The sequence below is a fragment of the Gordonia sp. DT30 genome, assembly GCF_049844915.1.
GTDB lineage: Bacteria > Actinomycetota > Actinomycetes > Mycobacteriales > Mycobacteriaceae > Gordonia.
On record NZ_JBNCLY010000005.1, the window covers coordinates 12,192 to 38,845 of the forward strand.

Consider the following 26,654-nt stretch of genomic DNA (forward strand, 5'->3'; position numbering starts at 1 on the left):
GAAGACTGTGGCGAGGCGCCCGCGCGAGGACGCACCAGACGGACCTTCTCCGGCACTGTCCCCGGCACATCTGGTCGCCCTGGCCCGCGAGACCATCCCCCCGGTGCACCCGGCGGGCGTGCCGTTCGTCGCGGCCGCATCCGCGGTTGCTCTTCTCGGCCGTCATCACCGGTGGATCCGGACGCCGGCCGCACTCACCGCGGGCGCCTGCGCGGCATTTTTCCGGCATCCCGCCCGGGTGGCCCCGACCGATCCGCACGCCGTGGCCGCCCCCGCCGACGGCACCGTCAGCCTCCTCGACGAGGCCGTCCCGCCCGCCGAGTCCGGACTCGGCGACGCGCCCCGGCCGCGGGTGTCGGTGTTCTTGTCGCTGTTCGACGTCCACGTGCAGCGCGTACCGATCGCGGGCACCGTCACCTCGGTCACCCATACGCCGGGACGGTTCGTCTCCGCCGATCTGCCCGATGCCAGCGACGTCAACGAGCGCACGACGATGACCATCCACACCACCGCAGGCACGGACCTCGCGGTCGTGCAGATCGCCGGCCTGCTGGCGCGGCGCATCGTATGCCACCCACGCGTCGGCGACGAACTCTCGGTCGGCGACACCTATGGCCTGATCCGGTTCGGGTCCCGCGTCGACGTCTACCTGCCGCCCGGCACCACGCCACTGGTGCGGCTCGGTCAGCGCACCATCGGGGCCGAGACCACACTCGCCGTCCTCGACGCGGCCGGTGCCCGTACCTCGCCCGCAAACACTCGATGAGTCCACGCGCCGACCGTCCCGCCGCGCCCCGCCGCTTCCCCGCGCGCGTCGCGGGGCGCGGCGGCTCCCCGGCCGAACGGTCACGGTTGCGCCGCCAGGCGTCGGCGGGCCGGATGTTCGTGCCCTCGGCGCTGACGATCCTTGCGATCTGCGCCGGTATGACGGCCATCCGAGTCGCCGCCAACGGCAACATCAACGCGGCACTGGCCCTGCTCGTCGCGGCCGCGCTGCTGGACGGGATCGATGGGCGGGTCGCCCGCCTGATGGGCGCCACGACGAAGATCGGCGCCGAGATCGACTCGCTGGCCGACGCCATCAATTTCGGTGTCGCCCCGGCCTTTCTGGTGTATCTGATCCTTCTCCACGGCGCCGACATCGGCTGGCTGATCGCACTGATCTACACGTGCGCGATCGTGTTGCGGCTGGCCCGGTTCAACACCCTGCTCGACGACGATGCCGCCCCGGCCTACACCCGGGACTTCTTCATCGGCGTGCCCGCACCGGCGGCCGCGATCGGGGCGCTGGGTCCCATCGGGTTGCTGCAACAGTTCGGTTCGGGATGGTGGACGTCGCTGCCCGTGGTGTGCGTGTGGTTGATGATCGTCGCCTTCCTCGCCGTCAGCCGGGTGCCCACGGCCTCGTTCAAGGCCGCGAAGGTGTCACCGCGTGCGTTGCCGGGGCTGCTGATCCTGGTGGCCGCCTGCGGCGCACTGCTGCTGACCTTCCCGTATGTGCTGATGGTGATCGGCATCGCCGCTTACGCGCTGCACATTCCCTTTGCGTGGCGCAGCCGCCGCTGGGTGGCGTCGCGGCCCGAACACTGGGACGCACCGCCGCGCGAGCGTCGAGCCGAACGCCGTGCCCTCGCCCGCGAGACCCCCGGGCGGCGCGTCATCCCGCGCGGGCGGCCGGCCATGCGGAAATCGCAGGCGCGACTCGGTCTGCATCGGCCGGCTGCGGCGACGCGACCGACGACACCTCACCACCCGGACAGGCCCGACGCGTGAGCGCCCGGCTGACGCTGACCGCGCGCCTGAATCCGTCGGCCGCCGACGCCCGCCGCGGGATCGTCCGCGTGCATCCCGAAGCGCTGACCGCGCTCGGGCTTCGCGAATGGGATGCGGTGAGCATCACCGGGGCGCGGGCGACCGCAGCGGTCGTCGCGGCCGCATCCGCCGAGTCGTCGACCGGCACGGTGCTGCTCGACGACATCTCGTTCTCCAACGCAGGGGTGCGCGAGAACGCCCAGGTGGTGATCGGCCCGGTGCAGGTCCAGGCCGCCACCCGGGTGCTGGTGACCGGCTCGGCGCTGGCGACCCACGGCGTCGACCCGACGACGCTGCGCCGCGCACTGCTGGGCAAGGTCCTCTCCGACGGGGACACCGTGTCGCTGCTGCCCCGCGACCTCGGCCCCGAATTGACCGCGAGCGAGGCGGTGGGTGCGCTGGCCCGCTCGGTCGGCATCACCTGGACGACGCAACTGCTGACGGTGACCGCGACCGAGCCCGGCTCGCCGGTCAGTGTGCAGCCGAACACCGCGGTCATGTGGGGTGATGGCGTCGGCGCTGCCCTCGCCGACACGAGCGCCCCGGCTCCGACCGCAGCCCAGGGCAGCCGGCCGACAGACGACGGCAGTTATCCGAGCCACGCCGTCGGCACGCGGCCCGTGCGGCCGGTCGCCGAGCTGGTCGGCGTCGACGATCAGGTCGCGAAGCTGACCGAATGGCTCCGGATCACCCTTGACGAACCCGAGGTGCTGCGGACCCTCGGCGCGGCACCCCGACTCGGGGTATTGCTGACCGGACCGCCCGGTGCCGGCAAGGCCACGCTGGTGCGGGCGGTCGCGTCCGGGCGTCCGCTGGCCGTCGTCGACGGACCGACCGCCGGCGCACGGGAGGCCACTGCGCGGTTGCGTTCGATCTCCGATGCCGTCGCCTCGCTGCGGCCGGGTGGCGGTGTCCTGCTGATCACCGATGTCGAGGCGCTGCTGCCGGCCGCCGCCGAGCCGGCCTCGACGCTGATCCTCGACGTCCTGCGTGAGGCCCTCACCGGTGGCCCGGACGGCACCGGCACGATCGCGCTGATCGCCACGACCGCCGAACCCGCAGCCATGGACACCCGGCTGCGGGACCCACAATTGTGTGACCGTGAACTGTCCATCGGGCTGCCCGATGCGGCGCTGCGTGCCCGCCTGCTGGCCGCCATCCTCGCCGGCGTACCCACCGACGGCGACCTCGAACTCTCCGAAATCGCCTCTCGCACACCAGGTTTTGTGGCCGGCGATCTGGCGGCCCTGGCCCGCGAGGCGGCGCTGCGGGCCGCGGCGCGGGTGACCGCGGCGCAGTCACCGGAGTCGGCGCCCGCATTGACCGGAGCCGACCTGCGCGGCGCGGTCGGGGTGATCCGCCCGGTGTCGCGGGCGCAGACGCCGGAGGTGTCACTCGGATCGATCACCCTCGACGACGTCGGCGACATGGTCGAGACCCGGCAAGCCCTCACCGAGGCGGTGCTGTGGCCGCTCGAACATCCCGACACCTTCACCCGTCTCGGGATCGATCCGCCGCGCGGCGTGCTCCTCTACGGCCCGCCCGGTTGTGGCAAGACCTTCGTGGTCCGTGCGCTCGCCGCCTCGGGCCGGTTGTCGGTGCACACCGTCAAAGGTGCCGAGCTGATGGACAAGTGGGTCGGCGCCTCCGAACGCGCGGTCCGCGACCTGTTCGATCGGGCACGCGAATCGGCGCCGTCGCTGATCTTCCTCGACGAGGTCGATGCCCTCGCCCCGCGGCGCGGGCAGTCGTCGGATTCCGGGGTCTCCGATCGGGTGGTGGCCGCACTGCTCACCGAACTCGACGGGGTCGAACCACTATCGGATGTGGTCGTCGTCGGCGCCACCAACCGCCCCGACCTGATCGATCCCGCACTGTTGCGGCCCGGCCGCCTCGAACGACTCGTGTTCGTCGAGCCGCCCGACGCCGCGGCCCGCGCCGCGATCCTGCACGCCGCCGGACGCAATGTGCCCCTCGCCGCCGACGTCGACCTCGACGAACTCGCCACCGACCTCGACGGCTACTCGGCCGCCGACTGCGCGGCGTTGCTGCGGGAGGCCGCCTTGTCGGCGATGCGCCGCAACATCGAGGCCGCGACGGTCACCGCCGGCGACGTCACCGACGCGCGCACCCGGGTCCGGCCGTCACTGGACGCGGCTCAGGTGGCGGATCTACGCGCCTACGCGCAACGCCGATCGGACTAGTGACACTCGGACCGGCCGGCGCTCACGTCGAGACGTGATAGAAGACCGAGGTGACGCCGGCCGCGGCCTGTGGGGTGATGCCGAGGGTGACGAAGTACGTCTTGCCGTCCTTGGACGCCGACAATCGGACGACGGCCTGCCCGCCCTCGGTCGTGCGGCCCTCCTCCGTGTAACCCACGTCGGTGAGGGCACGCACCGCCTTGTCGATCGGATTGCCCGCGTTGGCCGGTGCCTGCACCACCACGTTCCACTCGTCCTTCGATCCGTCGCCGGAGATGACCTGCCCGTCGATCATCGGCACCTGTTCCGACGGGAAGTCGGCCGGCACGCCCGCACGCCGCGCGGGGGCGTCGTCGGAACATCCTGAGAGAAGCAGCGTCAGCACGGTGGCGACGATCGCGCAAAGGACCGGCGCCACGACTCTGTCGAACCGGGGCATGACCGCAACGGTAAGGTAGTGACCGCCGGTCGCGTCCGGTGACACACCGTAGGCGATGCCGTTCGGGCCGACCGTTCGTCCGACTCCCGCGACCACCCCGCCCGACCGACCAGAGACGGAGTGCGCCCCCTTGCTCACTGTGCTGATCGCCCTGGCACTGTGCGCGCTCGTGGCGCCCGCAATCATCAGGTGGGTCGGCACCACTGGCTTCTACATCCTGGCGCTCGCACCACTCGGAGGCCTGATCTGGGTACTGACCCACTGGCCCGACTCCCAGCGCGCCCCACCCACCGAGACGCTGGAGTGGGTGCCGTCGCTGCACATGAACATCGTGATGCGGATGGACACCCTCTCGGCGATCCTGTCGGTGCTGATCCTCGGCGTCGGCACGCTGGTCCTCTGCTACTGCGCCCACTACTTCGACGACGCGCGTCCGCGTGTCGCGATCTTCGGCGGCGAGATGATCGCCTTCGCCGCAGCCATGTTCGGCCTGGTGACCAGCGACAACATGCTGGTCCTCTACATCTTCTGGGAACTGACGACCGTGCTGTCGTTCATGCTCGTCGGCTACTACCGAATCCGTGCGACCTCGCGCCGGTCGGCGACGCAGGCGTTGCTGGTCACCACCTTCGGCGGGCTGGCGATGCTGGTCGGCATCATCATGCTCGGCGAACGTACCGGCAGCTATCTGCTCAGCGATCTGCTCGCACATCCGCCGGCGGCGGGGATCTACGTCGACGTCGCCGTCGTCGCGCTACTCGTCGGCGCCCTGAGCAAGTCGGCCATCGTGCCGTTCCATTTCTGGCTGCCCGGCGCCATGGCCGCCCCCACCCCGGTCAGCGCATACCTGCACGCCGCGGCGATGGTCAAGGCGGGCATCTACCTCATCGCACGCCTCGCGCCGGCGTTCGCCGGCCTGGCGAGCTGGCAGGTCATGGTCATCGGTCTGGGGTCGTTCACCATGCTGCTCGGCGGCTGGCGCTCGCTACGCGAACTCGACCTGAAACTCGTCCTGGCCTTCGGCACCGTGTCGCAACTGGGCTTCATGTCGGTGCTCATCGGCATGGGCGACGCCAACGTGGCGATGGCCGGACTGACGATGCTCGTCGCACATGCGCTGTTCAAGGCGTCGCTGTTCATGGTCGTCGGCATCATCGACCACACCACCGGTACCCGCGACATCCGCAAACTCGCCCGCCTCGGTCACCGGGCCCCGGTACTCGCCGCGATCGCGGCGGTGGCCGGCGCGAGCATGGCGGGTCTGCCGTTCACGCTGGGCTTCGTCGGCAAGGAGACCGCATTCGGGACCGTCTGGGACACCGGATCGCTGCCGCCGTGGCAGGCCGAGACCGTCGACATCGTGCTGCTCGTCGGCTCTGTGATCACCTTCGCCTACACCTGCCGGTTCCTGTGGGGGGCATTCGGCCGCAAGGTCCGCACCCTGCCGACCCGGCCGGTCGCCAAGATGCACCCACCGGCCCCGATGTTCCTGGTCCCGCCCCTGCTGCTCGCTGCGCTCGGCGTCGTCGCCGGGCTGTGGAGCGGTTGGCTGGGACACTGGTTCGAGCCCTACGCGCGCACCCTGCCGGACTACGGCCACGAACTCGAGCACCTCGCGATGTGGCATGGCTTCGGACTGCCCGTCGTGTTCTCGATCGTCGTCATCGTCGGTGGGGCGCTGCTGTTCGTGGTCCTGCGCCGGCTGCGCGACCTGGTTTTCGGGTCCCGTCCGCTGGTCAACGCCGACCACATCTACGACGCCACCCTGCGCGGCGCCGACACCCTGTCGCTGATGCTGACCCGCAGCACCCAGCGCGGGTCGCTGCCGATCACGCAGGGCGTCATCTTGTCGACGGTGATCATCCTGCCCACCGTGGTGCTGTTCCTGGGGAACCGGAACACGTTGGAGCCCAAGGGTTTCGACTCGGCCACCCAGTTGGTCATCGGGGTGATCATGGCGGCGGCGGCGGTGGCCACCATCGTCCTGCGCAACCGGCTGGCCGCCACCCTGGTCGTCGGCGTGACCGGCTACGGCTGCGGCATGCTGTTCGCCCTGTACGGCGCGCCCGACCTCGCACTCACCCAATTCCTGGTGGAGACGCTGACCCTGGTCATCTTCGTGCTGGTGCTGCGCAAGCTGCCCGCCGAGCCCGAACCCCGCCATGCGACCGGTTTCAAACCGCTGCGCGCGGCGATCGGTGTCGCACTGGGTGTCTCGATCGTGCTGATCGGCATGTTCGCCGCGGCGGCACGCTCCGAGCAACCCATCAGCGTCGACATCCCCGCGGTCGCCTACAAGTTCGGGCACGGCGCGAACGCGGTGAACGTCCTGCTCGTCGACACCCGCGCCTGGGACACCCTCGGTGAGGTGTCGGTGCTCATCGTCGCCGCCACCGGCGTCGCATCGATGGTGTTCCGCAACCGCCGCTTCGGTGCGGCGCCGCGCATCGCCGACGCCACGCGCCACTTCGGCATCGCCACCGACGATGACGACGACCCGATCCCGCCGGATCGCACCACCTGGCTCCGCGGCAGCGAATTCCGTGATCCCCGGCACCGGTCGATGGTGCTCGAGGCCACCACCCGGCTGGTCTTTCCGACGATGGTGGTGGTGTCGGTGTACTTCTTCTACGCCGGGCACAACTCGCCCGGCGGCGGTTTCGCCGGCGGCCTGATGATGGGGCTGGCCCTGGTGTTGCGTTACCTCGCCGGCGGCCGCTACGAACTCGGTGAGGCGCTGCCCGTCGAACCGGGAACCTTCCTCGGCGCCGGACTGCTGATCTCCGCGTCCACCGCGGTCACCTCGATGTTCCTCGGCGCCCCCTCGTTGTCCTCGGCCGTCTTCGAGATCACCGTCCCGGTCCTGGGCCACATCAAACTGGTCACCGCACTGTTCTTCGATCTCGGTATCTATCTCATCGTGATCGGGCTGGTACTCGACGTGCTGCGCAGCCTCGGCGCCCGCCTCGACGTCGAGGGTGGTGGTGCGTCGCCCCGTCGGCTGCGCACCCGCAAAGCCCGCCAGGACGGGGCGCGCAAATGAGCGTGAACCTCGGCCTGCTCGTCGTCATCGCGATCCTGATCGCCTGCGGTGCCTATCTGCTGATGGAGCGCAGCCTGGTGCGAATGCTGCTGGGCCTGCTGCTGGCGGGTAACGGCATCAATCTGCTGATCCTGACGCTCTCCGGCGGTATGGGCAACCCGCCGATCATGGGCCGTTCGTCGGCGGCGCGCGGCCACGACGCCGACCCGCTGGCGCAGGCGATGGTGCTGACCGCGATCGTCATCACGATGGGAGTGGGTGCCTTCATCCTCGCGATGGTGTACCGGCTGTTCGTACTCAACCGCGACGACGACGACGTCGAGGACGACACCGAAGACATCAAGGTGGCCACCGGATCGCGGTGGACCGCACCGGACCGGGACCGCAGCGACGACCCGCTGACCGGCGCCGACACCAGCGCCGGCGACTTCTTCGACGACGAGGGCAACCCGCTGACCGAGGAGCAATACATCGCAGCGCACCGCGAGAAGATCGAGACCGACCTCATGCCCGCGGACTCCGACGTCATCGACGAACTGGGCGGCGACGAACCCGGCGGCGACGAACCCAGGGTCGACGTCGTCGACGTGATCGACACCGGCACGGCGTACGACGATGACGGCGAAGGCGACGATGACGGCGACGGCTCGGGGGGCCGCCCATGATCCCGCAGGCCTCCTGGCTGCCCGTGCTGATCACGCTGCCGACCCTGACACCGATGCTGGCCGCAGCGCTCACCCTGTTGCGGGGACGTGGTGCGATCTTCCAGCGGGTGGTGACGGTGTCGGCACTCATCGTCGCGCTCACCGCGTCGTGCATGATGCTCTACCTCACCAACGTCCACGGCACGTATTCGCTGGCCATCGGCGGCTGGGACGACAAGGGACATCCCAACGGGCCCTTCGGGATCACGCTGGTCGTCGACCAGCTTGCCGCCCTGATGCTCGTGGTCTCGACGCTGGTGCTGTTATGCGTGGTCGTCTACGCGATCGGCCAGGGTATCCGCGACGGCACGTCCGATCAGCCGGTGTCGATCTTCCTGCCGACCTATCTGATCCTCTGCGCCGGCGTGTGCAATTCGTTCCTCGCCGGCGACCTGTTCAACCTGTTCGTCTCCTTCGAGGTGCTGCTCGCGGCGAGTTTCGTGCTGCTCACCGTCGGCGCGACCGGCGACCGGGTACGCGCCGGCGCGTCGTACGTGATGGTCTCGATGGTGTCGTCGCTGATCTTCCTCGTGGGGATCGCCTTCGCCTATGCCATCACCGGCACCCTCAATCTGGCCGAGATGGCGTTGCGCCTCGACCACGTCCCCGACGGCACCCGCAACGCGTTGTACGCCGTGCTGCTCGTCGCCTTCGGCATCAAGGCCGCGGTCTTCCCCTTGTCGACGTGGCTACCCGACTCCTACCCCACCGCCCCGGCCCCGGTCACCGCGGTGTTCGCCGGATTGCTGACCAAGGTCGGCGTGTACGCGATCATGCGCACGCACACGCTGCTGTTCCCGGGCGGATCGATGGATTCGGTCCTGCTGGTCGCGGGCCTGCTGACGATGCTGGTCGGCATCTTCGGTGCGATCGCCCAGTCCGACATCAAACGTCTGCTGTCGTTCACCCTGGTCAGCCACATCGGCTACATGGTGTTCGGGATCGCGTTGTCGTCGAAGATCGGGATGAGTGCGGCGATCTACTATGTCGCCCACCACATCCTCGTGCAGACCACGCTGTTCCTGGTCGTCGGACTCATCGAACGCCAGGCGGGCTCGGCGTCGCTGCGGCGCCTCGGCGGCCTCATCGCGAGTCCGGTGCTGGCCGCGCTCTTCCTCATCCCGGCACTCAATCTCGGTGGCATCCCACCGTTCTCGGGCTTCCTCGGCAAGGTCGCACTGATCGAGGCGGGCACCGCGAACGGGTCGGTCCTGGCGTGGGTGCTGACCGTCGGCTCGGTGGTGACGAGCCTGCTCACGCTCTACGTCGTCGCCCGTATCTGGACCAAGGGTTTCTGGCGCCCACGGGCCGACGCCCCCGAGGGTGAGCTCTCCGACACCGTGCCGTCGGCGTTGATCGACGAGCGGGCCGACATCGCCTTCGACGACCGCGCCGACGTCGGCCGGATGCCCCTGACGATGGTGGTGCCGACCGCGCTCATGGTGGCCGTCGGTCTGGCCCTGACCGTGTGGGCGGGCCCGATCTTCGGGTTCACCGACCGTGCCGCCTCCGACATCATCGACCGCAACGTCTACATCGGAGCCGTACTCGGGAGTCACCGATGAGTGAGAAGCGACCCGACCGGATCGCCCCGGTCAAACCCGTCGGCAAGGGCCCGGCCAAGCGGCTGGTGATCAACATCGCCCGCTACTCGGTGCTGTTCTTCGCATGGACGACGGTGCGGGCCTGGGTGTGGCTGCACACCCGGCTGCGGCTACCGCGCAGGCTGGGCGGTGACGGTCGCGAGGCCGCCGTCCGGCTGTGGTCGATCGCCTGGCTCGCCTTCGTGTGGGTGCTGTTGTGGGGCAACGTGTCGTGGGCAAATATCATCGCCGGGTTGGTGCTCGCGATCGTCATCGGGCTGGTCCTGCCGCTGCCGCGCGTGCCGGTCGAAGGACGAATCCATCCGGTGACGGTGTTCCTGTTGATCTGCCGTCTGATCGTCGACTTCTTCGTCTCCAGCGCGCAGGTGGCCTGGGTGGCCGTCCGGCCCGGCCGACCACCGCTCGGTGCGGTGATGCGGGTACGGCTGCCGATCAAATCCGACATGGTGCTGACACTGGCCGTGGACTACCTGAATCTGGTGCCGGGCACGATGGTGCTCGAGATCGACCACCGCCGCCGCATGCTGTATGTGCACGTATTCGATGTCCGCTCGGACAAGAAGGTGCGTCACTTCTACCAGCAGGTGGCGTTCGTCGAGAAGATGTTCATCAAGGCCTTCGAGCGCGACAGCGAATGGCAGCCGAGCCCGTATCACGGCATCGACGACGACTACCACCGCGTGCGATGAGCCCAGCCACGGCCCCGCAAGCGATGACCCCGAAAGGAGGTCGGCGATGACCGTCGTCTGGTACTTCGTCGCCGCAGCCCTGCTCGTCTCCGCCATGTTGGTGATGGGACGAATCCTGTTGGGGCCCACCACTCTTGATCGATTGGTGGCGCTCGACGCGCTGATCGCGCTGTGCATGTGCGGGCTGGCGGCATGGGCCGCCTACAGCGGCGACACCACCGTCGTGCCGGGTATCGTCGCGCTGTCGCTGGTGAGCTTCGTCGGGTCGGTGGCCATCGCACGATTCCGGGTCCGGGACGATCAGGCATGATCACCGACATCGTCAGCGCCATCTTCCTCATCGTCGGTTCACTCATGGCCGTCACCGCGGCGATCGGGATCCTGCGTTTCCCCGACACCCTGTCCCGAATGCACTCGGCCACCAAACCCCAGACCCTGGGGCTGCTGATGATGCTCATCGGCGCGATGGTCGGCATCGGCGGTTCCGACAGCGTCACCAACGCCGACATCGGCATGCTGATCCTGGCCGGGTTGTTCGCGCTCATCACCGCACCGGTGGTCGCGCACCGCATCGGCCGCCTGGTCTATCAGGAGCAGCGCGCACAGGACGGCCTGATCGCGCGCGACCAGATGGAACAAGGCGACCGGGACTAGACCGGACCAGACGCGACCGGGCCCGCTACTCCAGTTCGCCGACCACCGACGCGACCACCGCGCGCAGGTCATGGGTCTGCGCGTACACGGCCCGCTGACGCTGATAGCTTGTGCCGCGCTCGATGATCCCGGCCACCCGGTCGAGTTCGTCGAGGCAGCCGAGGTCGGCGGCCACCGGTTCGAGCCTGCGCACGATGTCGGTGAGGTCGTCGGTCACCAGCCGCTCGTTGCACTCGGAGTCGAGGATGATGATGGCCTCGAGTCCGTATCGCGCGGCGCGCCACTTGTTCTCCTGCACCAGCCACGGCGCCATCTGCGGCAGCGTCTCGCCCGCCGAGAGCCGGCGGTCCAGGTCGACGACGAGGCAGTGGATCAGCGCCACGATCGCCGACAGTTCGTCGAGGTTGGTCATCCCGTCACACACCCGCACCTCGATGGTGCCCAGATGCGGTGACGGCCGGATGTCCCAGCGGATCTCGTTCAGTTGATCGATGATCCCGGTGGTCTTCTGGTCGGCGACGAATCCCTCGAACTCGCCCCAGGTCTCGAACTGGAACGGCAACCCGGCAGTCGGCAACTGCTGGAACATCATTGCGCGGTTGCTGGCGTATCCGGTGTCCTGGCCTGCCCACATCGGCGACGACGCCGACAGCGCCAGCAGATGCGGGTAGTAGTTCAGCAGCGACGACAGGATCGGCAGCACCTTGTCGCGATGGTCGATCCCGACGTGCACATGCAGTCCCCAGATCAGCATCTGCCGGCCCCACCACTGGGTGCGTTCGATCAACTCGGCGTAGCGATGGCCCTCGGTGAGCAGCTGTGTCGACCATTGGGCGAACGGATGGGTACCGGCGCCGTAGAGGTCGACGCCGAGTTCGTCGACGACGCCGCGCACCGCGTGCAGCGTCGACGACAGGTCGGCCATCGCGTCGGAGGTGGTGCGGCAGATGCCCGTCACCAACTCGACGGTGTTGCGCAACAACTCTTTGTGAACCTTGCCGACCAGCTCCGGATGCCGGCCACCGAATTCGGCGAACACTGCGGCCGCCGAATTCGACAGGTCGCCGGTGACCTTGTCGGTGAGCGCGAACTCCCACTCGACGCCCAGCGTCGGGGCGGGTGACCCCCGGAATTCGATCGGGGTGATGAGAGGCATGGCTTCACCGCCTCGGTGTCAGGTGGTGGTCGGGGTCAGGTGGTGGTCGGGTCGGGTGGTGGTCTACTCCCCGGCCTTGATCACACCGCAGGCCAGCCGTCCGCCGCCGTCACCGGTCTTCATGGTCTCCTCGTCCGGGCCGGGCTGGCCGTTGGCCGAGTACCGGCTGGGGATGTTGGCGAAGTTGTCGGCGTTCTCGTGGATGATGATCGTCTTGTCCGACACCTGTGCGAGCTTCACCGCCGCCGTCGACGTCGTGGTGGTGCCGGAGCCGTCGGGCAGGATGTTGATCGAGATCAGGTCGCCACTCGACGGATGTCCGGTGTGCCCGTCGACCTGCAGGTGCGCACCGGCCGAGACGAACTTGTCGCCGGTGTTGCAGGCACTGCCGGCATGGATGTGCATGGCGTGGAAGCCGGCCGGGATGCCGCTGCCCGCCTTGACGGTGACGGTCACGCCCAGCGCCGACCCGCTCGGCTTGAACACGGCCTCACCGATCTGCTTGCCGTCGGTGCCGATCAGCGTGGCGGTGCCGTTCTCCGAACTGCTGGCCGGGATGTTGTCGGCGTCGACCAGTCCGCCCTGCGGCGCCTGATTGCCGGTCTGCACTGCGGGAGTGGTGCCCTTGTCGGTGGTGGTGGGCTCGTTGGGAGTACATGCGGCCAGCGCCAACCCGACGGCACCTGCCGACGCGAGCACCGCCAGCGCACGGAAGGTCTGAGAGCCTGATTTCGAATTGACGGTCATCTCGCTCCTCGAGTGATGGGTGATGGAACACAGTTCGGCCGGGCCGCTCGCTCCCGGCGCCGGGTGGCCCGTGGTCCGGTGTCAGCGCCGTGGGCCTGCGCACTGAAGTATGCGGGATCGATCCGGTGCGTACCGGCTCGGGGGTGCGCGCCGGCCGTCGCACCGTGACCCGCTGTCACCGTCGCACCGCGACCCGCTGTCACCGTCGCACCGCGACGACCGCGACACCGCCGGCGCACCGAGTGAACGAACTCGCCATGTTCGCCCGGGAATCGACGGAATAGTCGTTGTCGAGGGCCTGTGCGATCTTCTGGGCCTGCGCCTTTTGTCCCGGAGTCGAGTACACGATGGTGTTCTCGGTGAAACCACCCTGGCTGTAATTGCTTTCGGAGGTGATCCCGGCCGTCGTGAAACCCTTGCTCTTCAACTGGTCGTCGACCACTGTGGCCAGGCCGTTGACGGTGCCCGCGTTGATCACGCATACCTTCGCGGAGTTCGTCGCCGACGATTGCGTCGGGGCGGGCGCAGCCGAGGTCGGTGCGCCCGACTGCGCGGCTCGTAGCTGCGCCTCGGGATTTTTGCCCGAGGTGGCCGCCGAGTGCCATCCCAGTCCCACGCACACGATGGCGACCGCAAAGAGCAGCATGGCGCCGGCCCGCAGTGGCAGGCGATTCGACTCGCGATCAGCATTCATCACCGACGACCTTAACGCACATCCGCAACGCACCTGCCCCGTGTCGCCGGCGGCCCGGGGCTCGCGGCGTCCACTGCGGAGGTGACTTGCCCTAGGTGATTTCGAATCCGAGCCGCCGCGCCGCGCGCGCCTTCTGACGGGATGCGCGGAGTCGGCGCAGTCGCTTCACCAGCATCGGATCGGCCGCCAGCGACTCGGGCCGGTCGACCAGGGCGTTGAGGATCTGGTAGTAGCGGGTCGCCGAGAGCCCGAACAGTTCTTTGATCGCCTCTTCCTTGGCCCCGGCGTACTTCCACCACTGCCGTTCGAAGGCCAGAATGTCGTGCTCGCGGCGCGACAACCCGTCCGGCCCGACCGCGTTCGGGTCGGTGGCCTGCGAATCGGCGGTGTCCGGGGCGGTATCGGATTCGCGACGTTGCTCCTGCTGTTTGCTACGCGCTGCTGCGCCGTCCATCTCGCTCCCTCGACGATCTCGCTGCGACCTCACACACCACCGGCTTCGGCGACCCCGGCACACGATCCGGTTGCGTTTGCCTCCGGAATCACAGCGGTGTGGTTCGTGAATATCTAACCACGCACAGCACCGGCGAACGCGGCGTGACTCGCGGGCGGGGCCCGAGTCTGTGTCTCCCCCGGCGAACCCATCTGCCTTCCGGCCCATCTGTCGCCGCACAGTAATCTGTCGGTCATGGCAATTCTCCCGATCTGCATTGTCGGTGAACCCGTGCTGCACCGCGTGACCGAGCTCGTCGAACTCGACGACAGCGGGCGGCCGTCGGAACAGATCGTGACGCTGCTCGACGACATGTACGAGACGATGGACGAGGCCAACGGCGTCGGCCTGGCCGCCAACCAGGTCGGCGTGGGCAAGCGACTGTTCGTCTACGACTGTCCCGACGGCGAAACGCGCCGGTCGCCGACCCGCCAACGCGGTGAGGTCATCAACCCCGTACTCGAGACCTCCGAGGTCCCCGAGACCATGCCCGACCCCGACGACGACGACGAGGGCTGCCTGTCGGTGCCGGGTGAGCAGTTCCCCACCGGTCGCGCCGACTGGGCGCGCGTGGTGGGTATCGATCGCACCGGCGCCGAGGTGGTGATCGAGGGCCACGGGTTCTTTGCCCGCATGCTCCAGCACGAGGTCGGTCACCTCGACGGCCATCTCTACGTCGACGTCCTCGTCGGCCGCAACGCGCGCGCGGCGAAGAAGACCATCAAACGCAACGGCTGGGGTGTGCCCGGGCTCACCTGGCTCCCCGGCGAACAAGCCGATCCGTTCGGCCACGACGACTGACCGGGCGTGTCGGTGACCGGACCCGGAAGCGACCTGGGCGCCTATCGCGGTGATCGGATCGTGGTGCGCTACCGGCTCGGTGACGCCGCGCCCGGGGATTGGCGCGACGCGCCCAATCCGCGTTCGGCGACGCCGGGCGGTCCGACGCAATCGGATGTGACGGGACACCTGCTCGACGACGGCGATCCGGTGCGGGTCGAACGTGACGGGACGGTCGAATCCATCCCGCGCGCCGCGATCAGCTCGATCCGGTTGCTGTCGGCCGTTCCGGTCCGCAACAGCGAGATCCGCGCACTCGAATACGCCGCCGCGCTGGCCTGGCCCGGTATCGAGCACGAGTGGATCGACGGGTGGCTGGTGCGCGCCGGTGGTGGGATCTCCCGGCGGGCCAATTCGGCCATCGCCCTCGACCGCTCGCCCCGGACCGATGCGACGACCCTGAGCGCCATCGAATCCTGGTACCGCACACGGCATCTGCCACCGCTGATCGCGGCGCCGGAACGACTGTTGCCGAGTCGGCTCGCGGGCACCCCGGCCTCAGGTGAGAACCACGTGCTGACAAGGGAACTCGCCGCCCGGCGGTCGGTGCGCGCAGACGCCGACGTCGTTCTGGCGCCGGGACCCACCACCGAATGGGTGCGCGCCTATCTGGGTCCCGACGCCGATGTCGACGCCGGGTCGGCGGTGGTGTCCGCATCGGCCGGCACCGATTCCACGGTCACCTTCGCGACCGTCGAGTCGGCCGGGCGTCCCGTCGCGATCGGACGCGGCGCGCTCACCTCTGCACCGGATTCACCGACCCGCTGGCTGGGGATCACCGCAGTGTGGACCGACCCCGGGCGACGCCGGGAAAGGCTGGGCGACGCCGTCCTCGCGACCTTGCTGGCCTGGGGCGCCGAGGCGGGCGCGTCGCGCGCCTACCTGCAGGTCGCGGCCGACAACGGGGTCGCCGGAAACTGGTATCGCGCCCGGGGTTTCACACTGCACCACCGGTATCGCTACCTCTCCCGGGAGCGCCCGCGGTGACCGAACCCACGCAACGGCGCAAGCGGGCGGTCATCACCGTGGCCACCGTGGTGGTCATCGCACTTCTGGGCTTGCTCACCTGGATGCTCGAGGACTCCGGCGACGACGCCGGGTCGACGACCCCGAATGCCGCCCCCGCCACCACGCAGGTCCCGGCCCGGGTGACCCGGACCCTCGCCCTGATCGACACCGGAGCGTGGCCGGAATCGGCCCACGCACCCGGTACCCGCGGCGGCATCGAGTTCCGCAACGGTGAGGGACGGTTGCCGCGCACCGCTTCTCGCGGCCGGCGGATCAGTTATCGCGAGTGGGACGTCAACCCGAAGAAGCCCGGGCATTCGCGCGATGCCGAGCGCATCGTCACCGGCGATGACGGCTCCGCGTGGTACACCTTCGACCACTACCAGACCTTCGTCCGGATTCGAGGACCGAACACGTGATCCCACAACCCGTTTCGCTCACCGGATTCCTCGCCGACGCCGCCGGCCACGGTTCCGCGGTCGGCCTGGCCACCACCGCACACGACCCGACACTGCGCCTGCCCGCCGGTTTTCGCTCCGTCCGGATCGAGGGTCCGCGCCTGACGACCCGCGACGACCTCTTCTCGACCTTCGCGCAGGAGTGGGATTTCCCTGGTTATTTCGGCCACAATGCCGACGCCTTCGACGACTGCATGCGCGATCTCGATCGGCCCGCCGGCACGACGGGCCTCCTCACCGTCATCACCGACGCGCAGGACGTCCTGACATCCTCGGCGCGCGCCTTCACCTGGTTCGCCGAATCCATGGTGTTCTATCGCGACCACTATCGCGATGTCGCAGATCCGCCCGCGGCCTTCGCTCTCTTGTTGATCACCTCGCCCGCGGCCCGGCGCGCCACGGCGGCCCGCTGGGCCGATGCGGGCGTGGCGGTGGCCGCGGTGGATCTGCGCGCCTGAACGTGTCACCGTGGCGGCCCCCCGCCGAGCGCCCGCGTCACTGCCCGGCCGCCCGGGCCAGGGCCGGCCGGAGCTGGTCGAGGACGTAGACGGTGGCCTTGGGTGCCGGCTCGTTGAGTCCGGTGATCTGCATCTGGTTCAGCATCGCGACGGCACCGGTTTTCACCGACGCAAGGTTGCGGTAGCCCGGCAGGCTCTCGAGTCGGGTACGCAAATCGTCTGTCTGCGTGGCCATCACGAGTAGGTCGGAGTTTAGCCAGGGAATGTTCTCGGCGCTGATCTGCACGCGCGGTTGCCCACTGGTGCGGCTCTGCTGGATCAGCCGGGGCGCCATCGTCAGGCCGAGCGAGGCGAACAGTTTTCCCGCCCCGTCATTCGGATCACCGAGCACCGAGATCTGGTCGGAGCCATACATGTAGGCAAAGGAATAGGTCTTGCCCTTCAGTCCCGGATACTCGTTCGCGATGGCGCCGATCTTGCCGTCGACACCGGCGATGATCTCCTTGGCCTTATCCGGTTGATGCAGGATGGTGCCCATCAGCGTCACCATGTCCGGCCACGGGTCCACCTGTGCGCCGCTGATCTTGTCGATGGTCGGGGCAAGCTCGGTCAGCTTGTCGAAAACCCCACTCATCGAGGCGAATCCGGGTGCGACGATCAGATCGGGCTTCAGGGTGGCCACGGCGGCGACGATGTCGCCGTTCGGGTCGAGCGGCGTCGAGTCCGCGAGTTCGGTGCCGTACCACGGCGGAAGCTGATGGGCGGTCGTCTGGATCGCGTCGTAGTAGCCGACCGGCTTGCGCCCGAAGGACAACAGCACATCGGTCCACTGCCCGCCGAGGGTGACGATCCGCTGGGGTGTGTGCGGGATCGTCACCGATCTCCCGTCGGGCAGGTTGAGCTGCACCGAGCCGCCCGCATCGTCGTCCGCCGGCGCCGAACACCCGGCGACGACGGCCACGATCAGGGCCGCGAGGACGGCGGTCAGTATCCGGATTCTGCTCACTACCCCTCGCGTTCTCATACCGAGCACGGCACCATCGCGTAGGCGGCGATCACACAGACACTTTCGTTGGAGAGCTTCCATTTGTCGTCGAGCCATATCCATTTCATCGGCTTGTATCGAGAGCCGTTGCCCACCAACGACATCTGCAGTTGCGCTGTCTGCGTGGTGGCGTTGACGGCCACCGGACCGACGATCTGGTAACTGAAGCCGGCATCGGGATAGGCCGCCATCAGTCGCGCCACCGCGTCGACGGATGTCAGCGCCCGCTGCCCACCCTGCAATTCGGCTGCGCGCGCCGTCCGGGAGGCACCGGTGTTCATGGCCACCTTGACCTTGGTGGTCAATTGCGCAGCGGAGAGCGCCGCGGGCGCGGCGCTCTGCTGTGCGGGGGCCTGCGGCGCGGTGCTCTGCTGTACGGTGCTCTGCTGTACGGAGGCGGCGGTCGGCGCCACCGCACCGGCTGCGGGCGGGACTGCCTCCGTCGGAGCCGGCTCGGGCGTCTGGCCGGCCGGCGCCTGCGGTGTCGTCGGTCCGGGCGCTGCCGCAGCCGCGGCCGCCTGCGGGCTCGGTGCGCCGAGGTTCACGACGGTCGGCTGGGCCGCCGTGCTCTGCAGCCCCCCGCGATTGTCGGCGACGAGCAGTCCGACGACGCCGATCGTCACGATCAATGCCGAGGTGACCGCCGCGATGCCGGCCGAGGCCAGCACCGTCGGCCAGTTCAGGGACGAGCCGGCGGCCTCGCCCGACTGGTCGGCCGCCGCATCATTCCCGGCGGTGTCTTGTGTAGTCGGATAGCTCATTTCGAGTCGACCTGCCAGTACGCCTGGGCTTTGACACCCTTCTTCCCGAGTCCGTACTCCGTCCGGAACACCTGCGCCACGGCTCGAGTGGCCACCGAATCCAGTGCAACCCAGCCGAAGTGATCGGGTTGCGGGGCCGCCGCGGCGCGCACCGCGTCGACGATCGCAGTCCCGTCGGCGCCCCGCTCGATCCAGTGCACGGTGTCCTGTGGACGCACCCTGATCGGCAGCTCACGATCGTCGGCGTGCGAGTACTCGAACCAGATCGTCGCCGCCCCGGGAGCCAGCGTCTCGCTCAACGCGTCGAGCAGCGAGTTGATCGCCGGCAGCGATGCGGCGTCGCCGGCGATCAGCCAGCCTGCCGGCGCCGGATTCCGAATCGTGAACTTGGACCCCATGAACGTGGCGCCGATGGTGTCGCCGGGCCGGACGGCGAGCGCCCACCGCAGCGCGGCGCCCTCGTGGACGGCGAACTCGATGAAGAAGGTGTCGGTGCCGGCGTCCGGGTCGACGATCGTGTACCCCCGCTGGTGCGCACTGCCGTCCGACTCGAACCAGAGCCGCACCCACATCGTGGGATGGATCGGGTGGTCGGCGAGCAGGCCACCGCCACGCAACCCGATCCGCAGGTAGTGGTCGGTGATCGTATCGGTACTGGTGACGGTGAACTCGTAGTCATCGGCGCGCAGCAGCTTGAGAACTGCCCCCTGCCATCCGCGCGACGCTGCTTTCTGGCTTGTCTCGGCCATGCCGAACGGCCCCTCTCCTCGAAATGTGAGGACAGGATAACCTAATCTCAGATCGGAGCCAACGGCACGATCCCGGGATGCCCGTCGAGGAAGTCCTTGGTGAACGAACAGACCGGGCGCACCCGCGCGCCCTGGTCCCGGATGTAGGCGAGGGCTCCACGCGCAAGTCGCGTTCCGAGTCCGTGGCCGGTGTATTCGTCATAGAGCACCGTGTGCAACACCGTGATGGTCCGCTGACCATCGGCCTCCTCGACCGAATAGCCCAGGACGCCGACGAGGTCACCGGCCACCCAGAGCTCGAATCTCTCCCGGGACGGATTGTGGACGACCTGCGAGATCTGCTGCAGAATCGACTGCGCCGACTGCGGCGGGCGGTGCCGGTGTTTGCGATTCATTGGTCCTCACCCCTCATCACGTCGTGCTGAGACGACGAATTGCGTCGCTCGGCTCCCCCCGAACGACAGATCCTCTCTGTGATCCCGATCACACAATACCCTACGGTTACGTAGGCGCAAGTCTTTCGCGCGCAAATTGCCTGTGAACAAAGCCGACACACACCCCGGCAACAGCAACGTGCATCAGCAACCAACGCCGGGCAGCCGACATCCGGCAGCCGGGTCCGGGACCTTGCGGGTAGGGTGGCCACTGCGCACAGTCGTGACGCAACGCTCATACAACTTCACCACGCGGGGGCTCCCACGTTCCGGGGGCTGAGATGGCGACTGGCGGTCGCCGACCGCCCGAACCTGTCCGGATAATGCCGGCGTAGGGAGATCGACCATGAAAACACGTGTGCCCACCGATGCCGCAACCACCGAGAATGCAGCCACCGAGAGCACGGTCGGGAGCGACATCCTCACCACCGGCCCGATCGAGGGCAGCACCAAACATCATCTCGAGATCGGTGACCTGCGAATCGGGCAGCGCCGCATCCATCTGACCAACGGTGAACATCTCGACGTCTACGACACGTCGGGGCCCTACACCGACACCGATGCCGTCATCGACGTCGACAAGGGGCTGCCGCGCACCCGCGAGTCGTGGCAACGGCCGGCACCCGTCGATGGGGCAGCCACCCAATTGGCCTGGGCCCGTGCCGGTCTCGTCACACCGGAGATGCGTTACATTGCAGCCCGCGAAGACGTCGAGGTCGAGCTGGTGCGCACCGAGGTGGCCGCCGGCCGCGCGGTGATCCCGGTCAACCACCGGCACCCCGAGTCCGAGCCGATGATCATCGGCAAGGCCTTCGCGGTGAAGATCAATGCCAACATCGGCAATTCGGCGGTCAGCAGCTCCATCGCCGAGGAGGTCGAGAAGATGGTCTGGGCCACCCGCTGGGGCGCCGACACCATCATGGATCTCTCGACCGGGTCCGATATCCACCTGACCCGCGAATGGATCTTGCGCAATTCGCCGGTCCCGGTCGGGACCGTCCCCATCTACCAGGCGCTGGAGAAGGTCAAGGGCGATCCGACCGAACTCACCTGGGAGATCTACCGCGACACCGTCATCGAGCAGGCCGAGCAGGGTGTCGACTACATGACCGTGCACGCCGGGGTGCTGCTGCGCTACGTGCCACTGACCGCCCGCCGGGTCACCGGCATCGTCTCCCGTGGCGGCTCGATCATGGCGGCCTGGTGCCTGGCCCATCACGAGGAATCCTTCTTGTACACCCACTTCGACGAGCTGTGCGAGATCTTCGCCCGCTACGACATCACCTTCTCCCTCGGTGACGGATTGCGGCCGGGCTCGATCGCCGATGCCAACGACGAAGCCCAATTCGCCGAGTTGCGCACCTTGGGCGAACTCACCACAAAGGCGAAATCGCATGGGGTGCAAGTGATGATCGAGGGCCCCGGCCACGTGCCGATGCACAAGATCGCCGAGAACGTACGGCTGGAGGAGGAACTCTGCGAACAAGCACCCTTCTACACGCTCGGACCGCTGGCCACCGACATCGCACCCGCCTATGACCACATCACCTCGGCGATCGGGGCGGCGATGATCGCGCAGGCCGGCACCGCGATGTTGTGTTACGTCACCCCGAAAGAACACCTGGGACTGCCCGATCGCGACGACGTGAAGGTCGGCGTCATCACCTACAAGATCGCCGCGCATTCAGCAGACCTCGCGAAGGGACACCCGCGCGCCCAGGAACGTGATGACGCATTGTCCAAGGCGCGCTTCGAGTTCCGGTGGACCGACCAGTTCAATCTGGCCCTCGACCCCGACACCGCCCGCGAATATCACGACGAGACCCTGCCCGCCGAACCGGCCAAGACGGCGCACTTCTGCTCGATGTGCGGTCCCAAGTTCTGCTCCATGCGGATCTCGGCCGATGTGCGCACCTATGCCGAGGAGAACAATCTGGTCACCGCCGAGGACATCGATCGCAAGATCGCCGAGGAGATGGCCGCCAAGTCTGCCGAATTCGCCGACGCCGGCGGCCGCATCTACCTGCCGATCGATGCCGGGAACCCGGCATGACCGACTCGCCGGGCAGCGAGGCCGGCTCGGCGGATACCGGCGATCCACCGCTGTTGCCCACGGCCGCACCGGGTTCGACGCCGGTCCGGGTGATGACGATCGCCGGCTCGGATTCCGGCGGCGGCGCGGGCATCCAGGCCGACCTGCGGACCTTTGCTCTGCTGGGTCTGCACGGCTGCGTCGCGGTGACGGCGGTGACGGTCCAGAACTCGTTGGGGGTGAGCGGTTTTCATGAGATCCCCCCCGAGGTCGTGGCCGCACAGATCGATTCGGTCGTCTCCGACATCGGGGTCGGTGCCGCCAAGACCGGCATGCTGGCGTCGGAGCCGATCATCGAAGCGGTCACGCACGCCTGCGTCGACGCCGGCATCGGCCGCGACGGCGCGGCACCCCTGATCCTCGACCCGGTGTGCGCGTCGATGCACGGCGATCAGCTGCTGGCCACCGAGGCGCTGGATGCGCTGCGCAACAAGCTGTTCCCACTGGCGACGATCGTCACGCCGAATCTCGACGAGGTTCGCCTGATCACCGGCATCGAGGTCGTCGACGAGTCCACCCAGCGCGACGCGGCGCGCGCACTGCACGACCTCGGTCCGCAGTGGGCGCTGGTCAAAGGCGGGCATCTGCGCGGCAGTGCGCAGAGCCCGGACCTGTTGTTCGACGGCGCGTCATTCGCCGAGTTCACGCATCCCCGCGTGGACACCGGCCACGATCACGGCGCCGGGGACACCCTCGCCGCGGCCATCGCATCCGCGCTCGCCCACCGCTACTCGGTCCCCGACGCGGTCGCCTTCGCGAAGACGTGGGTGACGCGCGGCCTGCAGGCCGCCTATCCGCTCGGCGCCGGACACGGCCCGGTGAATCCGCTGTGGCGGGTTCACCGGACGGCGGACGACGGCGTCGCCGTCCGCTAGCGTGGGGCCATGAGCTGGAACTACCTCATGGACATGGATGGCGTTCTCACCCGCGAGGAGCATCTGATCCCCGGCGCCGACGCCCTCATCGACGAGTTGCGCGACAACGGCATTCCGTTCACCGTGCTCACCAACAACTCGATTCGCACGCCGCGCGACCTGCGTGCACGTCTGCTGCGGACCGGCCTCGACATCCCCGAGGACTCGATCTGGACCTCGGCACTGGCCACCGCACGCTTCCTCGACACCCAGCGTCCGGGAGGTTCGGCCTATGTGGTCGGCGAGTCCGGGCTGACGACGGCGCTCCACGAAGTCGGCTATGTCATCACCGACGCCGACCCGGACTACGTCGTACTCGGGGAGACCCGGACATATTCGTTCGAGGCGATCACGACCGCGATCCGATTGGTCGAACGCGGCGCCCGGTTCATCGCCACCAACCCCGATGCCACCGGCCCCTCCACGCAGGGTTCCCTGCCGGCCACCGGCGCGGTGGCCGCGTTGATCTCGCGCGCCACCAATCGCGACCCGTACTACGTCGGCAAACCCAACCCGCTGATGATGCGGTCGGCGCTGCGCAAGATGGGCGCACATTCCGAACACACGCTGATGATCGGTGACCGCATGGACACCGATGTGATCTCCGGGCTCGAAGCCGGACTGCAGACGATCCTGGTGCTCTCCGGAATCTCCACCATCGAAACGGTCGAACTGTTCCCCTATCGCCCCACCCATGTCATCGACTCGGTTGCCGACCTCGTCGGCCACACCGACAACCCGTTCGGGACCGAACCCGAGATCCTGTGACCTGACGGCAACGGGCGGGCCCTCGGTGTACGAGGGCCCGCCCGTGCCGGACGGTCAGCAGCCTGCCGGACAGTCAGCAGCGTGCCGGACAGTCAGTTGCCGTGGCCTCAGTGTGCGAGAGCCTTGGACTTGAGGTGCTCGAATTCTTCCGGGGTGATCGCGCCCGAGTCGAGCAGCGACTTCGCATCCGCAATCTGTTGTGCCGGCGAAGTACCCGCGACGGTCTTGATGTAGTCGTCGGAATCCTTCTTGTATTCGACCGCAGCTGCCTGCGCGCGCTGGGCCATCCCCTGACCCTTGAACAACAGGTACGCCAGCGCTGTCAGATACGGGATGATGATCAGGAAGATGACCCAGACGGCCTTCGACCACCCGGACGCCTTGCGGTCTCGGAACAGGTCGGCGATCACGTACCAGAGGACGATCAGGTACGCCACAAAGGCGAAGATGATGACCATCGACCACAGGAAGTTCCAGAATGAACCCCACATCGGGATGCTCCTTAAACGATGAGTTGTGCGTTGTCAGTTTTCTGACCGTGCACAGCATGCCACACATTACGGGCCGGGTACCGGGTCCCGCGTCGGCGAATCGATCGCTCAGCGTCGCGTCAGCGTCAGGGAGAAGTCGCCGAACGGATCGGTCCAACTGGTCACCGGCCGCAACCCGGCGTCGTCGAGCTCCGCACCCAGTACCGGCAGTTCGAACTTCGTACTGATCTCGGTCCGGATCTCCGCACCCGCGGCCAGCGTCCACTCACGTTGCAGCACACCGAAGTACGCGTCGACGTCGCGGCGCGCGCGCAACCACATCTCGATGCGGTGCCGGACCGGATTCCACCGGGCGAGGTGGTCGAAGTCGTCGACGTACAGGCCGGTCGCGTCGAGCCCGGTCCGCAACACCTCGATCATGTTGCGGTTGAAATCCGCGGTCACCCCGGCTTTGTCGTTGTACGCGGCGACGAGACGTCCGGTGTCCTTGATCAGATCCGCGCCGAGCAGCAAGAAGTCACCGGGGGCCAGTGCACCGGCCAGTACGGCGAAGAACCGCCGACGGTCGGCGTCGGTGAAGTTGCCGATGGTGCCGCCGAGGAAGACCGCGACCCGCGGACCATCGGAATCGGGCAGCGTCAGATCGGGATCGGTGAAATCGCCTGCTGCCGGTGCGACGCCGATGCCCGGATAGTCACGCGTGAGGATCGCCGACGATTCGGCGAGGATCTCGGCACTGACATCGAGCGGGACATAGGTGAATCGGCGACCGGCGGCAGCGAACGCGTCGAGGAGCAGTCGTGTCTTCGTCGAAGTGCCCGAACCGAATTCGATCATCATCGATGCACCGGTGCGCGCGACGACGTCGTCGGCGTGGGCACGCAGGATCGCGGTCTCGCGTCGGGTCGGATAGTACTCGGGCAGCCGGGTGATCTCGTCGAAGAGTCTGCTGCCGCGCTCGTCGTAGAGCCACTTCGTCGGCAGCACCGGCGGAGCACTCCACAGGCCGGCGAGGGCGTCGGCGGCGAGCCCGTGAGCTGCGCCCGAACGAGTCCCGGAGGGTGCGCCGACCGTCACCGCGCCAACCTCAGTCCGGCGAAGACCCAGCGCGAGGCGGCCGGGAAGAAGTTGCGATAGGTGAGCCGCTCGTGGCCGCGGGGGGTGACGGCCGACGCGCCGCGCAGCACATGCTGATCGGACATGAACTTTCCGTTGTATTCGCCGACCGCCCCGTTGGCCGGTACGAAACCGGGATAGGGCAGGTATGCACTCGCCGTCCATTCCCACACATCGCCGATCATCGCCGAGCCGACCGAACGTGGGTGACATCGGTCCGGATCTAGCAGCTCGCCACGATGGTCGTGAACCCCCGATGCTGCGGTCTCCCACTCGAATTCGGTGGGCAGGCGTGCCCCGGCCCACCGGGCGAACGCATCGGCCTCGTAGAACGAGACATGCACGACGGGTTCGGCGGGCACGAGGCGACGCCGTCCCGACAACGTGAACGTCGACCACTCGCCGTCCTCGCATCGCCAGTAACCCGGTGCGTCCCAGCCGGTCTCGCGGATCTGCGCCCATCCGTCGGAGAGCCACAGTTGCGGGCGCCGGTAGCCGTCGTCGGCCATGAATTCCAGCCAGTCGGAGTTGGTGACGGGCCGTTGCGCGATCTCGAAGTCCTCGAGGAACACTCGATGGCGGGGTCCCTCGTTGTCATAGGAGAAGCCGCCACCGAACTCGGTGCCCACCTCGACGACCCCGCCGGGCACCGACCGCCAGGTCATCGGGCCGGGCGTGGTCGGCGAGTCGAGATCCCGGTCGACGTAGACCGGCCCGGGCTGCAGCGGGATCGTCGAGAACAGGTGCTTGATGTCCATGAGCAGCAATTCCTGGTGTTGCTGTTCATGATTGCAGCCGAGCTCGACGAGGTCGAGGGCGTCTTCGTCGAGCGACCCGCGCGACAGTGCGTCGGCCATCGCCGCGTCGACGTAGTTGCGGTAGTGCGTGACGTCGTCGGCACCCGGCCGGGTCACCAGCCCACGGTCGGGCCGCGGATGTCGTTGCCCCACCGCCTCGTAGTAGCTGTTGAACAGGTACCGGTAGGTGTCGTCATAGACCACATACCCCCGATCGCGACGGAGAACGAATTCCTCGAAGAACCAGGTGACATGTGCCCGGTGCCATTTGGCCGGACTCGCCTCGGTCATCGACTGTGGCGTCTGGTCCTCGGCCGACAATCGCGACGCGAGCAGATCGGTGAGCTCGCGGACTTCTCGGAAGCGTTGCGCGAGTGTCTGATCGGTACCGGAGTCCTGATCAGTACTGCTGTCGTGATCGGTTCTGCGAGATATACGTTCGGTGATGCTCACTGGAGATCCTCCCGTGGCGTGCGGACGCGGG

The 26,654-nt window shown here is 68.1% G+C and carries 28 protein-coding genes and 1 riboswitch; of the genes, 16 read left to right on the forward strand and 12 right to left on the reverse strand.

All coding sequences use genetic code 11. The features are described from left to right. Nucleotides 1–7 precede the first annotated feature (7 nt). The 3 genes from ACLQ3C_RS06705 to ACLQ3C_RS06715 are packed head-to-tail and all read left to right on the forward strand — an operon-like array spanning nucleotide 8 to nucleotide 4,016. Nucleotides 8–766: a phosphatidylserine decarboxylase gene (locus ACLQ3C_RS06705; RefSeq protein ID WP_425704269.1), complete on the forward strand. Its 759-nt coding sequence runs from the start codon at nucleotides 8–10 to the stop codon at nucleotides 764–766. Next, nucleotides 763–1,773, forward strand: a complete 1,011-nt coding sequence (locus tag ACLQ3C_RS06710) for a CDP-alcohol phosphatidyltransferase family protein (protein WP_425704270.1) — start codon at nucleotides 763–765, stop codon at nucleotides 1,771–1,773. The genes ACLQ3C_RS06705 and ACLQ3C_RS06710 overlap by 4 nt, the downstream gene beginning before the upstream one ends. Beyond that, nucleotides 1,770–4,016, forward strand: coding sequence for an AAA family ATPase (locus tag ACLQ3C_RS06715; RefSeq protein ID WP_425704271.1), 2,247 nt, complete (start codon nucleotides 1,770–1,772; stop codon nucleotides 4,014–4,016). The genes ACLQ3C_RS06710 and ACLQ3C_RS06715 overlap by 4 nt, the downstream gene beginning before the upstream one ends. 22 nt (nucleotides 4,017–4,038) lie before the next feature. Here ACLQ3C_RS06715 and ACLQ3C_RS06720 read toward each other — a convergent pair whose 3' ends face one another. Beyond that, entirely contained in the window at nucleotides 4,039–4,455 is a 417-nt protein-coding gene (locus tag ACLQ3C_RS06720) for a hypothetical protein (protein WP_425704272.1), read from the reverse strand. Between the two features lie 130 nt (nucleotides 4,456–4,585). Here ACLQ3C_RS06720 and ACLQ3C_RS06725 point away from each other — a divergent pair, with 130 nt between their 5' ends. From ACLQ3C_RS06725 to mnhG, 6 genes are read left to right on the forward strand one after another with little or no spacing between them, the layout of a single operon-like run. Beyond that, nucleotides 4,586–7,498 (forward strand): Na+/H+ antiporter subunit A, encoded by a 2,913-nt coding sequence (locus ACLQ3C_RS06725; RefSeq protein WP_425704273.1) that lies wholly within the window; start codon nucleotides 4,586–4,588, stop codon nucleotides 7,496–7,498. After that, complete coding sequence (locus ACLQ3C_RS06730) at nucleotides 7,495–8,163, forward strand: Na(+)/H(+) antiporter subunit C (RefSeq protein WP_425704274.1); 669 nt, start codon at nucleotides 7,495–7,497, stop codon at nucleotides 8,161–8,163. The genes ACLQ3C_RS06725 and ACLQ3C_RS06730 overlap by 4 nt, the downstream gene beginning before the upstream one ends. Continuing rightward, nucleotides 8,160–9,767: a Na+/H+ antiporter subunit D gene (locus ACLQ3C_RS06735; RefSeq protein WP_425704275.1), complete on the forward strand. Its 1,608-nt coding sequence runs from the start codon at nucleotides 8,160–8,162 to the stop codon at nucleotides 9,765–9,767. Before ACLQ3C_RS06730 ends, ACLQ3C_RS06735 begins: the two co-directional genes overlap by 4 nt. Then, nucleotides 9,764–10,495, forward strand: a complete 732-nt coding sequence (locus tag ACLQ3C_RS06740) for a Na+/H+ antiporter subunit E (RefSeq protein WP_425704276.1) — start codon at nucleotides 9,764–9,766, stop codon at nucleotides 10,493–10,495. The genes ACLQ3C_RS06735 and ACLQ3C_RS06740 overlap by 4 nt, the downstream gene beginning before the upstream one ends. Before the next feature lie 46 nt (nucleotides 10,496–10,541). Continuing rightward, entirely contained in the window at nucleotides 10,542–10,805 is a 264-nt protein-coding gene (locus ACLQ3C_RS06745) for a monovalent cation/H+ antiporter complex subunit F (RefSeq protein WP_425704277.1), read from the forward strand. Continuing rightward, nucleotides 10,802–11,149: a monovalent cation/H(+) antiporter subunit G gene (mnhG, locus tag ACLQ3C_RS06750; RefSeq protein WP_425704278.1), complete on the forward strand. Its 348-nt coding sequence runs from the start codon at nucleotides 10,802–10,804 to the stop codon at nucleotides 11,147–11,149. The genes ACLQ3C_RS06745 and mnhG overlap by 4 nt, the downstream gene beginning before the upstream one ends. Before the next feature lie 25 nt (nucleotides 11,150–11,174). Here mnhG and ACLQ3C_RS06755 read toward each other — a convergent pair whose 3' ends face one another. From ACLQ3C_RS06755 to ACLQ3C_RS06770, 4 genes are all read right to left on the reverse strand, one after another. Next, nucleotides 11,175–12,305, reverse strand: a complete 1,131-nt coding sequence (locus ACLQ3C_RS06755) for a glutamate--cysteine ligase (protein ID WP_425704279.1) — start codon at nucleotides 12,303–12,305, stop codon at nucleotides 11,175–11,177. A gap of 63 nt (nucleotides 12,306–12,368) precedes the next feature. Continuing rightward, nucleotides 12,369–13,052 (reverse strand): superoxide dismutase family protein, encoded by a 684-nt coding sequence (locus ACLQ3C_RS06760; protein ID WP_425704280.1) that lies wholly within the window; start codon nucleotides 13,050–13,052, stop codon nucleotides 12,369–12,371. 199 nt (nucleotides 13,053–13,251) lie between these two features. After that, a complete protein-coding gene (locus ACLQ3C_RS06765; protein ID WP_425704281.1) occupies nucleotides 13,252–13,746 on the reverse strand; it encodes a LytR C-terminal domain-containing protein in 495 nt (164 codons plus the stop codon). A 91-nt stretch (nucleotides 13,747–13,837) separates the two neighbouring features. Next, nucleotides 13,838–14,200 (reverse strand): DUF3263 domain-containing protein, encoded by a 363-nt coding sequence (locus tag ACLQ3C_RS06770; protein WP_425704282.1) that lies wholly within the window; start codon nucleotides 14,198–14,200, stop codon nucleotides 13,838–13,840. Nucleotides 14,201–14,434: 234 nt separating this feature from the next. Here ACLQ3C_RS06770 and ACLQ3C_RS06775 point away from each other — a divergent pair, with 234 nt between their 5' ends. The 4 genes from ACLQ3C_RS06775 to ACLQ3C_RS06790 all read left to right on the forward strand — a co-directional run bounded on the left by ACLQ3C_RS06775 (nucleotide 14,435) and on the right by ACLQ3C_RS06790 (nucleotide 17,003). Then, nucleotides 14,435–15,040 (forward strand): peptide deformylase, encoded by a 606-nt coding sequence (locus ACLQ3C_RS06775; RefSeq protein ID WP_425704283.1) that lies wholly within the window; start codon nucleotides 14,435–14,437, stop codon nucleotides 15,038–15,040. A 12-nt stretch (nucleotides 15,041–15,052) separates the two neighbouring features. Further along, on the forward strand, nucleotides 15,053–16,066 hold the full coding sequence (locus ACLQ3C_RS06780) for an N-acetylglutamate synthase, CG3035 family (protein ID WP_425704284.1): 1,014 nt from the start codon (nucleotides 15,053–15,055) through the stop codon (nucleotides 16,064–16,066). An 83-nt stretch (nucleotides 16,067–16,149) separates the two neighbouring features. Continuing rightward, nucleotides 16,150–16,506 (forward strand): ribonuclease domain-containing protein, encoded by a 357-nt coding sequence (locus tag ACLQ3C_RS06785; RefSeq protein WP_425704441.1) that lies wholly within the window; start codon nucleotides 16,150–16,152, stop codon nucleotides 16,504–16,506. Then, on the forward strand, nucleotides 16,503–17,003 hold the full coding sequence (locus ACLQ3C_RS06790; RefSeq protein WP_425704285.1) for a barstar family protein: 501 nt from the start codon (nucleotides 16,503–16,505) through the stop codon (nucleotides 17,001–17,003). The genes ACLQ3C_RS06785 and ACLQ3C_RS06790 overlap by 4 nt, the downstream gene beginning before the upstream one ends. Before the next feature lie 37 nt (nucleotides 17,004–17,040). Here ACLQ3C_RS06790 and ACLQ3C_RS06795 read toward each other — a convergent pair whose 3' ends face one another. Genes ACLQ3C_RS06795 through ACLQ3C_RS06810 form a run of 4 tightly spaced genes read right to left on the reverse strand, consistent with a single transcriptional unit; the run spans nucleotide 17,041 to nucleotide 19,953 of the window. Next, complete coding sequence (locus ACLQ3C_RS06795; RefSeq protein WP_425704442.1) at nucleotides 17,041–18,000, reverse strand: ABC transporter substrate-binding protein; 960 nt, start codon at nucleotides 17,998–18,000, stop codon at nucleotides 17,041–17,043. A 23-nt stretch (nucleotides 18,001–18,023) separates the two neighbouring features. After that, entirely contained in the window at nucleotides 18,024–18,809 is a 786-nt protein-coding gene (locus tag ACLQ3C_RS06800; protein ID WP_425704286.1) for a hypothetical protein, read from the reverse strand. Next, on the reverse strand, nucleotides 18,806–19,558 hold the full coding sequence (locus tag ACLQ3C_RS06805) for a siderophore-interacting protein (RefSeq protein ID WP_425704287.1): 753 nt from the start codon (nucleotides 19,556–19,558) through the stop codon (nucleotides 18,806–18,808). The genes ACLQ3C_RS06800 and ACLQ3C_RS06805 overlap by 4 nt, the downstream gene beginning before the upstream one ends. Before the next feature lie 47 nt (nucleotides 19,559–19,605). After that, a complete protein-coding gene (locus ACLQ3C_RS06810) occupies nucleotides 19,606–19,953 on the reverse strand; it encodes a GNAT family N-acetyltransferase (protein WP_425704288.1) in 348 nt (115 codons plus the stop codon). A gap of 281 nt (nucleotides 19,954–20,234) precedes the next feature. Beyond that, nucleotides 20,235–20,348, forward strand: a riboswitch (TPP riboswitch). On the opposite strand from ACLQ3C_RS06810, the gene thiC reads away from it, so the two are divergent. From thiC to ACLQ3C_RS06825, 3 genes are all read left to right on the forward strand, one after another. After that, nucleotides 20,339–22,045: a phosphomethylpyrimidine synthase ThiC gene (thiC, locus tag ACLQ3C_RS06815; RefSeq protein WP_425704289.1), complete on the forward strand. Its 1,707-nt coding sequence runs from the start codon at nucleotides 20,339–20,341 to the stop codon at nucleotides 22,043–22,045. Its footprint overlaps the riboswitch before it by 10 nt. Beyond that, nucleotides 22,042–22,959, forward strand: a complete 918-nt coding sequence (thiD, locus tag ACLQ3C_RS06820; RefSeq protein ID WP_425704290.1) for a bifunctional hydroxymethylpyrimidine kinase/phosphomethylpyrimidine kinase — start codon at nucleotides 22,042–22,044, stop codon at nucleotides 22,957–22,959. The genes thiC and thiD overlap by 4 nt, the downstream gene beginning before the upstream one ends. Nucleotides 22,960–22,968: 9 nt before the next feature. Beyond that, nucleotides 22,969–23,766 (forward strand): HAD-IIA family hydrolase, encoded by a 798-nt coding sequence (locus ACLQ3C_RS06825; protein WP_425704291.1) that lies wholly within the window; start codon nucleotides 22,969–22,971, stop codon nucleotides 23,764–23,766. A 107-nt stretch (nucleotides 23,767–23,873) separates the two neighbouring features. Here the strand turns inward: ACLQ3C_RS06825 and ACLQ3C_RS06830 are convergent, their stop codons facing one another. The 3 genes from ACLQ3C_RS06830 to egtB form a co-directional block, all read right to left on the reverse strand. Next, nucleotides 23,874–24,257, reverse strand: coding sequence for an SHOCT domain-containing protein (locus ACLQ3C_RS06830; protein ID WP_425704292.1), 384 nt, complete (start codon nucleotides 24,255–24,257; stop codon nucleotides 23,874–23,876). A gap of 108 nt (nucleotides 24,258–24,365) precedes the next feature. Continuing rightward, nucleotides 24,366–25,334 carry an L-histidine N(alpha)-methyltransferase gene (gene egtD, locus ACLQ3C_RS06835; RefSeq protein WP_425704293.1) on the reverse strand — a complete coding sequence of 323 codons (969 nt, stop codon included), beginning with the start codon at nucleotides 25,332–25,334 and terminating at the stop codon, nucleotides 24,366–24,368. Further along, nucleotides 25,331–26,623, reverse strand: coding sequence for an ergothioneine biosynthesis protein EgtB (gene egtB / locus ACLQ3C_RS06840; RefSeq protein WP_425704294.1), 1,293 nt, complete (start codon nucleotides 26,621–26,623; stop codon nucleotides 25,331–25,333). Before egtB ends, egtD begins: the two co-directional genes overlap by 4 nt. Nucleotides 26,624–26,654 lie beyond the last annotated feature (31 nt).

Coding starts and splice junctions, on each gene's coding strand:
- ACLQ3C_RS06735 (WP_425704275.1), top strand. CDS start 8,160: ATGATCCCGCAGGCCTCCTGGCTGCCCGTGCTGATCACGCTGCCGACC.
- ACLQ3C_RS06810 (WP_425704288.1), bottom strand. CDS start 19,953: ATGAATCGCAAACACCGGCACCGCCCGCCGCAGTCGGCGCAGTCGATT.
- ACLQ3C_RS06745 (WP_425704277.1), top strand. CDS start 10,542: ATGACCGTCGTCTGGTACTTCGTCGCCGCAGCCCTGCTCGTCTCCGCC.
- ACLQ3C_RS06740 (WP_425704276.1), top strand. CDS start 9,764: ATGAGTGAGAAGCGACCCGACCGGATCGCCCCGGTCAAACCCGTCGGC.
- ACLQ3C_RS06825 (WP_425704291.1), top strand. CDS start 22,969: ATGAGCTGGAACTACCTCATGGACATGGATGGCGTTCTCACCCGCGAG.
- ACLQ3C_RS06755 (WP_425704279.1), bottom strand. CDS start 12,305: ATGCCTCTCATCACCCCGATCGAATTCCGGGGGTCACCCGCCCCGACG.
- ACLQ3C_RS06785 (WP_425704441.1), top strand. CDS start 16,150: ATGCTCGAGGACTCCGGCGACGACGCCGGGTCGACGACCCCGAATGCC.
- ACLQ3C_RS06720 (WP_425704272.1), bottom strand. CDS start 4,455: ATGCCCCGGTTCGACAGAGTCGTGGCGCCGGTCCTTTGCGCGATCGTC.
- ACLQ3C_RS06765 (WP_425704281.1), bottom strand. CDS start 13,746: ATGAATGCTGATCGCGAGTCGAATCGCCTGCCACTGCGGGCCGGCGCC.
- mnhG (WP_425704278.1), top strand. CDS start 10,802: ATGATCACCGACATCGTCAGCGCCATCTTCCTCATCGTCGGTTCACTC.
- thiC (WP_425704289.1), top strand. CDS start 20,339: ATGAAAACACGTGTGCCCACCGATGCCGCAACCACCGAGAATGCAGCC.
- ACLQ3C_RS06730 (WP_425704274.1), top strand. CDS start 7,495: ATGAGCGTGAACCTCGGCCTGCTCGTCGTCATCGCGATCCTGATCGCC.
- thiD (WP_425704290.1), top strand. CDS start 22,042: ATGACCGACTCGCCGGGCAGCGAGGCCGGCTCGGCGGATACCGGCGAT.
- ACLQ3C_RS06800 (WP_425704286.1), bottom strand. CDS start 18,809: ATGAGCTATCCGACTACACAAGACACCGCCGGGAATGATGCGGCGGCC.
- ACLQ3C_RS06760 (WP_425704280.1), bottom strand. CDS start 13,052: ATGACCGTCAATTCGAAATCAGGCTCTCAGACCTTCCGTGCGCTGGCG.
- ACLQ3C_RS06805 (WP_425704287.1), bottom strand. CDS start 19,558: ATGGCCGAGACAAGCCAGAAAGCAGCGTCGCGCGGATGGCAGGGGGCA.
- ACLQ3C_RS06775 (WP_425704283.1), top strand. CDS start 14,435: ATGGCAATTCTCCCGATCTGCATTGTCGGTGAACCCGTGCTGCACCGC.
- ACLQ3C_RS06710 (WP_425704270.1), top strand. CDS start 763: ATGAGTCCACGCGCCGACCGTCCCGCCGCGCCCCGCCGCTTCCCCGCG.
- ACLQ3C_RS06770 (WP_425704282.1), bottom strand. CDS start 14,200: ATGGACGGCGCAGCAGCGCGTAGCAAACAGCAGGAGCAACGTCGCGAA.
- ACLQ3C_RS06830 (WP_425704292.1), bottom strand. CDS start 24,257: ATGTGGGGTTCATTCTGGAACTTCCTGTGGTCGATGGTCATCATCTTC.